The following is an 11,941-nucleotide window of genomic DNA, read 5'->3' as shown; positions in this document are numbered from 1 at the left end:
CTTACTTAATTTTGTTTGCAATTACGGCAGCGACCAGTTTAGCGCATCCCAATTCCATCTCGGATAAATGCTGTCCGGTTCTGGAACAGAGAAGAAGTGCCAGCGGCTCTCTGTCTTCCCTTAAAATCGGGAAAAAAGCACAAACCGGTTGACGGGTGTTGGATACCGGGTAGACAGGGCAGTTCTCAGCAGAGATCAGTTCCTGGCCGTCCGCAACCAATTCGGCGAGTTCTTCTGTAACGGGAGTGCCTTCCGGAAGATAGATGCCCGCAGATACGAGTATGTGAGCCTCACTGCAAATTGCGATACCACAGTGGATGACACTGTAGAGGACGGAAAGATAGGAAGCCATTTCCTCTTTTCCGTTTAAGTGGGTAGGGCATTTGCGTAAAAGCAGCTCCATTCCCACATTTTCCAGTTCCAGTGCATCTCCGTCTGAGAGCTTCATTTGTTTCCGGATTTCTGCAGGGATGACGATACGCCCCTGAGAGTCCATGGTCCGGATGAGTGCAATATTCATAACTAAAGTCTCCTTTCTTAAAAAGAGGAGAAGCAGTAAAGTACCGCTTCTCTTCTGAAAATTTAGGCAGCGTAAGGCGGAGCCTGTGCTGTCTGTTGCATTTGACTGTTCTGCTGGTCTGCCAGCATCCGTTTTCCGTTATTGATCAGTGATGCAGCAATCACCGTTTCCCAGTTGGAAATATAGGAATCCGTCCGCTTCAGAAGCGTGAACAGATCCATGTCGGTAAGCTGGATGGCTGTCGTCTTTTCGGACTGGAAGCTGCGTGGCTGCATGTAGGAACCACCGTTCTTATTCTGTGCTTTGATGCCTTTCCCATTTACAATCTGGATTTTCCATGGGCTTTTCATAGGCTGCCCTTTGGAATCATAGGGATGTCTGGAGATATAAAACATCTGGGCTGTGGAATAACCGTTCTGATCGGGATTGCCGTAGATCTTGCTCTGGCTCCATTCAAATTCCTGAAAACCGGAAGTGATCCGGGTTAAGAGGAACTGGATCTGTTCCGGTGCCAGATTGAAACGGGTGATGATGTTCCGGTCTCCGGTACCGTTGGAATAATCCTGAATGGTGACGCAGATTAAAGAATGTACTTTATGCCCGTTTTCCTGATATTCCCCTTTGGCATGAAGCTGTGCATAGCTGCCGAGTGGTGCGTAGCGGAGCCGGTCATAAAAGGCAATGAGTGCCCGGTCATTCTGGATCTTGCAGATCTGGTCGGTAATCCGGTTTTGATAAGTTTCATTCATGAGTGTTCACCTTCCTTTATTTGAGATGCTGTTTGACAAGCTGTGCCATATTCTTTGGAAGCTCTTCCAGTTTCGTGATATCCAGGAATCCGTCCTTGTAAATCCGGCGGATATTTTCCTTATCGTCACCAATGGCAGCCGCAAACAGGATGACATCCCGTTTTTCGTATTCTTTCTTGATGCCCCGCAGATCTGCCTCTGCTTCCGTTCCGCTGTAGCCGTAATCGGCTGGCTGACCGTCAGAAATCAGGATCAGCAGCTTCTGAAGCTCCGGACGTGTGCACAAATGCTCTGCTACGAAGCGGAGAGCTGCGCCGTCCCGGTTCCCGTTGCGGTCGCACATATCCATCAGCCGGTAACAGTCCTCATTGTCCACAGAATCAAATTCTGCATAGGAGTAAAGAGCAACGCCGCCTGCATCCGTGGAATGCCCGTAAATGGTGATAGGGATACCGAGGCTTTTACAGAAATCATAAAGGACAATGGCAGTCTTTCTTGCATGTGTCATCCGGTCACCCCAACCCATCGAACCACTCTCGTCAATCAGGAGGGCAACAGCCAGACGTTTTTCCTCTCCCGGAAGTCTGGTTCTGGTAAAGATGGTTCCGTCTGTCTTATAGAGAGCATGGAAATCCAGACGTTTTCCAAACAGGAGATTCTTCTGCTTTCCCCCCTGCTGTTCTTCTTTCAAAAGCGGCAGGATGGTGCTTTGCAGCTTTTTGGAAGCCCGCAGGAGAGGAGGAGCAACTGTTTGGTATTCATTCTTCAGGTAATCGGAAACACTGGTCAGGCGATGGATGGTAACATGGATGCCTGCATGGGCATTGCCGTAATGAATGTCATTGGCTGTTTTCTGCAGTTCCTCGGTCAGTTCCGTCTGACAGTCTTCCTGCACCTTTTCTGTAGCCACATCGTTCAAGATCCGGAACAGATCCTCTGCAGCATGCTCATAGCCGCTGCCCTGATACTGACTGGCATAAGTGACGCCGGGGGTGTTTTCATCCAGAATGGTATTGGTCTTTGTAAGAGCAATGCGCCCGCCTTCTTCCGAAAGCACCTGTTTGGCTTCCTCTATGGCATCCTCTTTGGTACGTGGGCCGGAAGGAGCATTGCCCTCATCATTCCCGCTTCCTTTTGGGGAAGCTGGTTTGATATTCTTTGGAATGGCACCGCTTTTCCCGGCCGGAAGAGGAGAACCGCTGCTAACTTCATCCCCCAGAAGCTCTTCCAGAGCATCGGCAGCGGAATCCTCGCCATGCATTTCCAATTCCTCCCGTGTCTTTTCGATGAGCGGCTGGATATAGTTCCAGGTCAGGGCTAAGAGTGCATTAGAAGTCAGCATCCGGTCAGTGCCTTTTTCCGATTCCATTGCCGCATCCAGAAGATCGGTACAATCGGAAATGCTATCCAGATACTCCCCCTGATAGCCGGTGGGATTGTTGATGTTTCCGGTCCGGCAATAGGAAAGGATCAGGTTGGCAATGATGGAAAATGGCTGGTAATCTTTGTCAATTTGTTCCTGTATGGAAGGAATCTGTTCGGACATACGCAGGTTATTGAGTTCAATCCCCTGTCGGAAGGTGCCGTGGAACTCCTCACACATACGGTCTTCAATATGGATGTCTTCCAGAATGTTTTGAAAAATTCCGGCACATCGTGCCAGTGTCAGGCATCCGGCTTTGTCCTTTTCTTCTAACACTTCCTTGATCTCCTCCAGTGCTGTCTGATAAGCGGGAAGGGATAGCTCCGGCTCCTTCGGATAGAAGGAACCGTTTTCCAGACTCCTCAGATGAACAGCGTGGGCTGTGAAATCAGAATAGAGTAAGTGCCCCACTTCATGCCCAGTGAGCCCTGTCAGGCTCTGGGAACGTAAGAAACGGGTGGGGAAAGACTGGGTGATCGGGTTCGCTGCGTTGAGATGTACCTTATAGTTGTCGGTATATGCAACGCCTGCCTGTTCGGAAATGTCCCAGTCCAGCAGTACCTGCAGTCCATACCGGTAACGTCCGGTAACGGCTCTGACAAGGGAGGTCTGGTACTTCTGATAGGCAGCGGAGAGGAATAACTCCTCATCCGCAATGGAATCCTCTTTTGCCCGGATTAGTTTCTTTAAATTTCTTTGGCTGTGATTCACGTGATATTCTTCCTTTCTTTTCTTAGATTTTTTGTCAGCAGTTCCTCCATCGTGCAGCCGTAATACACAGCAAGGCGCAGGACGGCATAAGCCATCGGGGAGGATTTTGCATTTTCATAATTCATAATGGTTTTCGGGGGAAGATTTAAGATTCTGGCAACTGCCTTTTGTGATAACTTCGGTGTTTTGGCTTGCCGAAGATAAGACAGATTATCTGCCAGATGCTTTCGAATCTGGGCTTCTGTGAGTGCTGCTTTTCTCATAGGCGTGTCCTACGCAGCAAGCACAGTATCCAGACAGCTTTCTTCCACTTCCGTACGGTTCTCAGCATCGGCAGAGACAGAGGCAAGCACCGTGTAACGGGCCGCTTCCCGGATATCCCCGCAGACCATGTAGGACTGTACCCAGGAGATCAGCTCCCTCATGCCGCAGCAGCCATCTGTAATGAGGTTTTCCCTGCAGTAGACAGCCATGGATTTGACAATGCGTGTCATCAGACGTACCGTTTTTGCATCCTTGCATCCGGTAACAGCCATGGCACGTTCTACCTGTGTATCCTCATCCGGTTCATCCAGATCAATCACAAGGTTCATTCGGGAAATGACAGACTGATTCATCTGTTTACAGCCTGCATAGTCATTGTTTGTGGTGATTACGATGGTCGTATCCGGATGACGGTGGATGGTTTCTCCGTTTGGAAGATATACGCTGTTACAGCGGTCTAAAAGGGAGTTAAGTCCAACCAGTACACCGGGATTAGCAATGACCGTAGGCTCCTGTATCTCAAGAATATACCCATAGCGGATGGCTTCGACCAGAGGCGTATCCACATACTGGAAATTCTGACCGGAGGTGTGTTCCTTATAATAGCTGTGCATTTCATCAAAAATCGTATCGATCAGCTTCTGGTAGGTGTCTTCGGCAGAAATCTCTTCATCATAGTTTCCGGTCAGCTTCTGATAGGCACCGGAAGGATCTAACTGGATTTCCTGAAAAGACGGGTACTGCCGCTGAAGCCGGGTGCGTTTTCCGTCCACATCCGGAAGAATCTGACCTAAAAGGTCGAATACCTCTGTGTTTGCGGAACAGGTAATGCAGCGGTAAGGAAGGTGAAGTGCGGAAGCAATGGCTTTGGCTCCTTCGGTCTTTCCGGTACCTGCCGGTCCACGTAAAAGAAAATTCCGCATCGGCTGTGTGGTATCCGTTGTCAGCTTTGCATGTTCGCAGATCCGTTTGATTTCCGGAGGGATGATGTACCACTCTGCCAATGGCGGAACAGATACTTCCTCTTCCGGAGACAGCCTTCGGGATGCGGTCAGGATAAATTTCCCAACAAAATCATCTCTGGAAATGGCTGCCTGTGCTTTCTTAAATCCACTTCCTGGACGTAACACCTGAAAGTCTCCATGGAGCACTTCGGTTGGTGCATAGACCCCCTTCTGGATATTTAACGGTTTGATCAGCGACAATACGCCGTTTGTCGGAAGGTCAATCTTAACACCACCGGTCGGGAGACCTGATGAATAGCGGGTTCTCCGGTAAATGTTGTCGCAGAGAACGGCTGCTGTTTCCGCAGCGGCGTCCAGATTGGGATAACCGTTGTCCCGGTGCGCTTTTAATTCCTGATACTTTTCATTACACTCTTCATCTGCCAGAAAAACCGGCATCAGTGCGAACAGCAGAGCCGCACCGGACTGTTTGGAGTCTTTAAATTCGTATTTTTCCGGTGTGCTTTCCACATCCGGCGGAGGGGTATAGCAGCCTCCGTAAAACTTTCCGTTTAGTTGATTGTAGACAACCACCTGAAGATCACCGGTTTTGCTCGGATATTCCGCCACAACAAAATTGTTGGATTGGGTACCGACCGCCCCAAGCTTTTCCGGCGAGGTACTGCCAACCGGGCTTTCCAGCTCCAGATAAGCAAGGACTGCCCGCAGGGTAGCTGCATGAAGCGTGGATTTTTTCCGTGGCTGTGTACAGTATTTGGATGCAATGTCATCAAAGATTGCATGATCTGTATAATCCTCAAATGGTTCCGGGAGTTTGCGTTTGAACCCCCAGGTTGCTACGATGTTATTTGCCATGATTCGTTCCTCCTTCTTATGAGATCCAGGACAGTTCCAGTGCCTGCTCTGTCTCTTCTGTGGTCAATTCATCTTCAGTAAAAATCTCCGTCAATTCGCTCCAGTAATCTTTGGGCGGGAAATGTTCCAGCTTTCCCCGGACTTCCGGTTCAGTGCCGTTCAGAATATAGACATCTCCCTGCTCGTTGATAAACAGCTTTTCATAGCCCCTTGCCTGTAAGTCACCGACCAATTCCATCAGTAGCGGTTTCCCAATCAGGGAATACCATGATTTGGGATTAACGGCTGGTCTGGAATCCGGATTTCCTTCTGACGGTTCCTTTTTATGTAAGGATTCAATGGTCATCATCTGAAGCGTCAGACTGCCACGGGCATCCATGAGAATTTCCGCAAAATTATAACTTCCGGTATTCCGGGTGCGAATCCGTAATGGTTCTCCATCCAGTATCCGGGAGAGCGGTGGTTCTTTCACAAAATCCCATGTGGCATCCGGGAAGGCTTCCTTGAGCTTTCCGGTAATCTGGAATTTGATCTGTCTCCAGAGAATGGTTTCCAGATCAGGTGTTCCTTCCAGATGACGGGTTCTTTCTGGGCGTTTTCGGGGCTTATGCTCCCTGCTTTTCAGGCGTTCCGTGAAAAGCGGGAGAAGATAACTGAACAGCGTGACTCCGATACCGATCAGGGCAATGCCTGCAATCAGAAGCCGGTTGGCATCCTGTGGTACGAAAAGAGCTGCAAGAAACAGTACAAGCACGACAAACTGTAAGAATTTTTTTCGATTTGATTTTTTCATGGGATGATTCCTTTCTGATTCGTGATTCTTAGACGAGTCCGGAAGCTGGATGGAAAATCACTGCTTCCGGACATGAAAAAGAGGAACTGCATCATCACAAAGATGATAAATGCAATTCCTCAACATAGGGTTCCTTGAGAGTTAATAGGGCAACTGGGAAGCCATCTGTTCCGGCACATTTTGAAAGCCGTCAGTTGGCTGACTGCCCGGCATACCTCCGTAATTTGGCATTCCGGTATAACTGCCCTGCGGCGGGTAGCTACTCTGTGGCTGACCGGTTCCGTTTGGAGGAGCCTGATACTGTCCGCCATTTGCAGGAGGCGTGTAGGCACCGTTAGCTGGAGCCATTCCTTGCCGTGGATAGCCGCCAGGCATTGCCTGATTCTGGTAGCTGCCATTGGGATTTCCCTGCATCGGGTAGCTGCCATTGCCGGCTGCACCGGGCGTTGCCGCACCACCATTCGGCTGGCTGTTCTGGTTTGCACCCGGATGTCCGGTATTGCTGTCAGAACGGTTGGATGGTACAAAGTGCCAGTCCTTGACATTGATTCTCGGACCGGCATTTGCCTGCCCCGCATTCTTTCCTTTCTGATAAATGAACGGATGAAGCTCCAGATCACCATAGATCATCAGCCCGGTTCCTTTCTTTACGCCTGCTTTTGCTAAGCGTTCTGCAAGGAACTTGTTAAAATAGCACTGATAGTAAATGGTTTCTTCCTTTCCATCCTGGCCTCGCTGTGAAACTGCAATGTCCAGAGAAACATATTCCGTACCGGAATTTTTCCCTTGCTGCATCTCAGGATCTCTTGTGGCCCTCCCTAAAATTGTTAAAATTGCTGACATAAAAATTCTCCTTTCTGCCTCTTTGGGCGTTAAAATAGATTAAAATAAAAAAAGTGCCATTATAGCACCGTATAAAACGGCAGTATAATGACACGATTTTCCAAACTTAAACAGCATGTGCTTCTGGATGAATGGTCCAGACTCCCATGACGGGATAGCACAAAAACTTAAATACAAAATTATATTAACACAAGATATAGCATATGTCAAAAGAATTAAAACTATATATAGCATATGTTGACGATGTAGAAGGATAAGAAGAATCTATTATTTGACAAAATATTTCCAATATGTTATATTCATCTCAAGCAAAAAAGGGAGTAGCTGAACGCCTTGAAAGAGGTGGTTTTGTAACCGACAACCGGTATCGAGAGATACCCGTAGCAAATGAGATAGCAAGACTTTTATTGTGGCAGAGGTCATGATAGGAGTCTTTTTTTATTATGAAATATAGAAAATCTGCCGCAATAGGCTGCTAAAAAGAAAGAGAGGATAAACGATGAGTAACGAAATGATGAAACAGGAAATGCAGGAAGCAGTGCGGGCAGGAGAGAGGGCACTTCAGAGCCTTTACGCAGCAAGGGATAAGTTGGGAAGTGCGAGAAACTGGGGCATTTTTGATATGCTTGGAGGAGGCTTTATCAGTGACTTTGTGAAGCATTCTAAAATGAATGACGTATCTGCGTTGATGGAACAGGCGAAAAGCGATATTCAGCGTTTTCAGAGAGAATTAAGAGATGTGCAGATTTCCTTGGATCTGCGCATGGAAATCGGTAGCTTCCTTTCCTTTGCGGATTTCTTTCTGGACGGGCTGGTGGCAGATTACATGGTGCAGAGCAAGATTGCAGATGCAAGAGAACAGGTGGATGATGCCATCAAGCGGATAGAAACGATACTTGCTGATGTGAAAAATCGAATGAATGTGGAGGTGTAGCATATGGGATGCCTGGGAAATGTGTTGTGGTTTGTGTTTGGCGGCGCAGTCAGCGGGCTAAGCTGGTGTCTGGCAGGCTGCCTTTGGTGTATTACCGTTGTGGGGATTCCGGTAGGGATGCAGTGCTTTAAATTTGCGGCGCTTAGTTTTTTCCCCTTTGGAAAAGAGGTGCAGTATGGTGGCGGAGCTGGTTCGTTCCTTTTGAATATCATCTGGCTGATCGTATCCGGTCTGCCTCTTGCACTGGAACATCTGGCGTTGGGTGCAGCTTTATGTGTGACGATTATCGGAATCCCGTTTGGTTTGCAGCAGTTTAAACTGGCGAAACTGGCATTGATGCCGTTTGGTGCGGAGGTGTATTAAGATGCGATTATTTGATAAAAGGACACCGCTTCAGAAGGAGTGGGAAAAGCTGGAAGTACAGGAGCAGAGATTCCTTCAGAAGCGTTCAGAGAAAAGGGAGAACATTCTGAATCAAAAACTGGAGGAAAAGATACCGCCGAAACTTCAAGAAACATTGGATACTGCTTTTGAGAAGGCATTTGCTCTGATTTTCGAGAAAGGAACCAGGGTTATTGAAAAGACGTATCAGCGGGCAAAACTGGAGCAGGATTATCAGGTGCGGCAGTATACGGCGGATGTAAAGCAGAATTCCAAATCCCTCCGCTCTTTTTCTAAAAAGGCAAGAGATACGGGAACGAAGAATTTACTGCTATCCGGTGTGTCTGGAATCGGGATGGGCGTATTGGGAATCGGTCTGCCGGATATTCCGGTATTTACAGGGATGATTTTAAAGAATATTTACGAGACTGCTCTGCAGTATGGATACAGCTACGAAAGCAGTGAAGAAAAATATTTTATCTTGTTGTTGATACAGGGAGCAGTATCCTCCGGTGAAACGCTTTGTGAGATGGATGGTAAACTGAATGAATTTATCAGAAGTGGAATACTGCCGGAAGAATATCAGGAAAAGGAGCAGATTGAACAAACGGCGGGAGCTTTGTCAAAAGAGCTTCTGTATATGAAGTTCTTACAGGGAATTCCGGTGGTTGGTGCTGTAGGCGGAGCTTATGATGCAGTCTACATGAAACGGATCACAGAGTATGCAGAACTTAAATACCGGCACAGGTATCTGGCGGGGCGGAAAAAGGCAGAGAATAAATTGTTGTTTTGATGTGTATGGAGTATAATGTGTGCATTAGACAGAATCGACCAGAGAAGGAGGTTGTAAGATTATGGAATGGATAGGATTCATTGCATTAGCTGTCTTGCTTTGTTATTCCTCATATCCTGGGAAGGTAAAAAGGCTTGAAGTAGCGGTGAAAAGATTGGAAAGAAAACAACGAGGTGAAAATAATATGTCAAAATTGATAAATGAATTGGTCAATACGGAGTGTAAAATAAAATCAGATGATGCTTTACAGTTGGTGGGAAGTACAGAAATGAAATGTCTGGTGTTGGATACGGATGATGAGTGGATGAAAGTCCGGTTTACTGATAAGAAGAATAATCAGATTACGAAATTACTTAGAATTGAAAATATTGATGAAATCGAAATAGTAAGTATGGAATTGAAATAGGGTGTGGATACGAAACTATGAATTATTTTTTTAGAATTTAGCTCGAAACCAGCCTAAAATCAGCAAGCAAAGAATATTTGCGAAGCGAAAATATCAATGTAAAAAGTCAATTGCTTGTCATAGTAGTAAATTTAGATAAAATGAAATTGCAAGGAGGAGTAAGCTATGCAATTAGGTCAGATGATTGCAAAAATCAGAAAGGAACAAGGGATGACACAGGAAACTTTTGCTAAAAAGTTTGATGTAACAAGACAGACAGTTTCAAATTGGGAGAATGAGAAGAGCTATCCAGATTTGCATACGTTAATAAAAATCAGCGATGAGTTTAATTTATCTCTCGATGTTTTATTGAAAGGAGATACTACTATGGTAAAAGATATTGATAAGAAGATAAAAAAGCATTCTCTGTATAAAGGTGTAATAGTGGTTTTGGTTTTTATGGTTGTTGGTTTATTTGCTTTTATTCAATTCAATAATGAAAGCATGAATGACACTGCAAAAGATTATATGGACAATTATGTAAAAGGTGTAAAAGTTATAGAGATATATGATGCTGCAAATAAGGAATTGCTGGTAAAGTATGATGATAAGCATAATATAGATAAGGTTATTTCTGCTTTAAATATAAAATCATGGAAAGAGACAGAAAAAAGCATAGGTATGAACCCTAAATATACCATAAAATTTTATTGCGATACTACGAACCAAGATGAAGAAAAAGATATAAAAGAAATTACCCTTTATGAAAATGGGGAATACGCTACGATTTTTATTACTTCTCCTGGCGGAGTAAAACAAAACTATAAAACGAGTATTGATATTTCTGAATTGGTTATCTAATAATATTTGTGTAATGAGAATGAAAATCTAATTCTTTCAAGTTTAACTAAGACATTTCCGGAGCAAATGCTCATGTACGGTAAAGTATCACAAGAAAATTATGTCGAATTGACAGCCGCCTCCGCTATACCGAATAAGGAAATAAAGAGTCCTCAAATTTTGCGCTACTAAATGAAGACGAGCGGAAGTAATCTCCCGCTCGTCAGTAAACTTAACTATGCCATATCAATCCCGCTTCTTTCCCGCCACCGGCACTAAGAACAGCGCGGGCAACAGCAGGAAAGCGGTACAGACCAGCCCCCAGGGTATGGACACCTGCTGGGCTACCAGCCCCACAATAGGCCCGCCGATGATCTGCCCGAAAGAGTCCAGCTGTCCGCTGGTGGAAAAGACTGTGGCGCGCATTTTCTCATCCACATGGTCGTTCATCCAGGCGGCCAGCACAGGCTCCTTGATGGTGCGCATAAGCCCCGCCAGCAGGAACACCAACAACATGAACCAAAAGCTCCGCCCCACCGCGAAGAGAACCAGGCACAGGATATACCCGGCGCTGGTGGACATGACCACACTGGTTCGGCTGACAGTCCCTTTTTTCTCCATGCGGGCGATGAGCAACTGAGAAGCCAGAATACCTAAGCCGCTGCCGATAAGACTGATAACACCGAACCAAGTGACGCTGTTCAGCGGCCCGATAACGGGTATTACCGTGTCATCCAGAAAATGAGCGGTGGAGAGCCGGTCAAAGCCTTCACTGGCAAGTCCCCCGCATAGTGTGATTGCTAAGAGCGTCAGCAACACAGGTGCGCCTTTCACAAAGCCCAGGTTGAGCTTGAACAGGCAGACAAAGTCTTTAAGCAAGCCCTGCCGTTCCTCAATAGCAGGGGAGAAGTTGGTTTCTGGCATGATGCGACCCAACACCAGCCCCAACAACAAGCACAAACTGCCCCCCAAGATGAGAGGCATTTGCAGGTTTATGTTTCCCAGCAGTGTGCCCAGCACCACGCCCAGAACGCCGCCGATTTGCCCCATTTGACTGCCCCGCAGGAACACCTTGTCTATGGGTTTGTCCTCTTCCTCCGAGGCAATCCACGCCTCCAGAGCGCCGGTGATGAAGGTATCACCGCAACCCCAGACAACCTGGGCCAGCAGAACCGGCGCGAACCACGGTAGCGCACCCTCCATCAGAAAGCCCAGGCCGTAGAGGAACATTCCAATCAGCACCGAGCGCCGACGGCTATACAAATCCGCCACCACACCGGTGGGCATCTCGAACAGAAAGCAGGAGGTCTCCTGAACCGTCCCTACCAGGACAAGCTGGAAAGCATCCAGCTGCACCACCTCCAGGTGGTACACGATGGAAAGCACTGTGGACATAGAAACCGCCAGGGAACAGACAAATCGGAACAGCAGGTAGACAGAATATGCCTTTGAATTTTTAGCAAACATGAAGTTACATTCTCCTTT

Annotated in this window: 13 protein-coding genes; 5 read left to right on the top strand and 8 right to left on the bottom strand. The window is 46.9% G+C overall.

Annotation, left to right across the window (positions count from 1 at the left end; all coding sequences use genetic code 11):
- Position 1 precedes the first annotated feature (1 nt).
- The 7 genes from DW125_RS02350 to DW125_RS02320 form a co-directional block, all read right to left on the bottom strand.
- The gene (locus tag DW125_RS02350) at positions 2-520 is read right to left on the bottom strand and encodes an AbrB/MazE/SpoVT family DNA-binding domain-containing protein (protein WP_005333466.1); all 519 of its coding nucleotides are present in this window, start codon (positions 518-520) and stop codon (positions 2-4) included.
- 62 nt (positions 521-582) lie between these two features.
- On the bottom strand, positions 583-1,269 hold the full coding sequence (locus DW125_RS02345) for a hypothetical protein (RefSeq protein WP_117537001.1): 687 nt from the start codon (positions 1,267-1,269) through the stop codon (positions 583-585).
- Between the two features lie 16 nt (positions 1,270-1,285).
- The gene (locus DW125_RS02340; protein WP_117537000.1) at positions 1,286-3,403 is read right to left on the bottom strand and encodes a vWA domain-containing protein; all 2,118 of its coding nucleotides are present in this window, start codon (positions 3,401-3,403) and stop codon (positions 1,286-1,288) included.
- Positions 3,400-3,666, bottom strand: a complete 267-nt coding sequence (locus tag DW125_RS02335; protein ID WP_117536999.1) for a helix-turn-helix domain-containing protein — start codon at positions 3,664-3,666, stop codon at positions 3,400-3,402. Before DW125_RS02335 ends, DW125_RS02340 begins: the two co-directional genes overlap by 4 nt.
- A gap of 9 nt (positions 3,667-3,675) precedes the next feature.
- Positions 3,676-5,487, bottom strand: coding sequence for an AAA family ATPase (locus DW125_RS02330; RefSeq protein WP_117536998.1), 1,812 nt, complete (start codon positions 5,485-5,487; stop codon positions 3,676-3,678).
- A gap of 16 nt (positions 5,488-5,503) precedes the next feature.
- Entirely contained in the window at positions 5,504-6,280 is a 777-nt protein-coding gene (locus DW125_RS02325; RefSeq protein WP_242992887.1) for a hypothetical protein, read from the bottom strand.
- Positions 6,281-6,421: 141 nt separating this feature from the next.
- A complete protein-coding gene (locus DW125_RS02320) occupies positions 6,422-7,123 on the bottom strand; it encodes a single-stranded DNA-binding protein (RefSeq protein ID WP_117536997.1) in 702 nt (233 codons plus the stop codon).
- 499 nt (positions 7,124-7,622) lie between these two features.
- Between DW125_RS02320 and DW125_RS02310 the strand changes: the two genes are divergently transcribed.
- The 5 genes from DW125_RS02310 to DW125_RS14180 all read left to right on the top strand — a co-directional run bounded on the left by DW125_RS02310 (position 7,623) and on the right by DW125_RS14180 (position 10,477).
- The gene (locus tag DW125_RS02310) at positions 7,623-8,057 is read left to right on the top strand and encodes a hypothetical protein (RefSeq protein ID WP_117536995.1); all 435 of its coding nucleotides are present in this window, start codon (positions 7,623-7,625) and stop codon (positions 8,055-8,057) included.
- A 3-nt stretch (positions 8,058-8,060) separates the two neighbouring features.
- Positions 8,061-8,420 (top strand): YccF domain-containing protein, encoded by a 360-nt coding sequence (locus DW125_RS02305; protein ID WP_055248419.1) that lies wholly within the window; start codon positions 8,061-8,063, stop codon positions 8,418-8,420.
- 1 nt (position 8,421) lies between these two features.
- Entirely contained in the window at positions 8,422-9,231 is an 810-nt protein-coding gene (locus DW125_RS02300) for an EcsC family protein (RefSeq protein ID WP_117536994.1), read from the top strand.
- A gap of 61 nt (positions 9,232-9,292) precedes the next feature.
- Positions 9,293-9,637, top strand: a complete 345-nt coding sequence (locus DW125_RS02295; RefSeq protein WP_109215035.1) for a hypothetical protein — start codon at positions 9,293-9,295, stop codon at positions 9,635-9,637.
- A 165-nt stretch (positions 9,638-9,802) separates the two neighbouring features.
- Complete coding sequence (locus DW125_RS14180; RefSeq protein WP_242992886.1) at positions 9,803-10,477, top strand: helix-turn-helix domain-containing protein; 675 nt, start codon at positions 9,803-9,805, stop codon at positions 10,475-10,477.
- Between the two features lie 225 nt (positions 10,478-10,702).
- On the opposite strand, the gene tet(40) is transcribed toward DW125_RS14180, so the two are convergent.
- On the bottom strand, positions 10,703-11,923 hold the full coding sequence (tet(40), locus tag DW125_RS02280) for a tetracycline efflux MFS transporter Tet(40) (protein WP_034595539.1): 1,221 nt from the start codon (positions 11,921-11,923) through the stop codon (positions 10,703-10,705).
- Between the last annotated feature and the right edge of the window lie 18 nt (positions 11,924-11,941).

Source organism: Dorea sp. AM10-31 (genome assembly GCF_003435815.1).
In the GTDB taxonomy this organism is placed as follows: domain Bacteria; phylum Bacillota; class Clostridia; order Lachnospirales; family Lachnospiraceae; genus Dorea_D; species Dorea_D hominis.
This window is presented reverse-complemented; position numbering and strand designations above follow the sequence as displayed.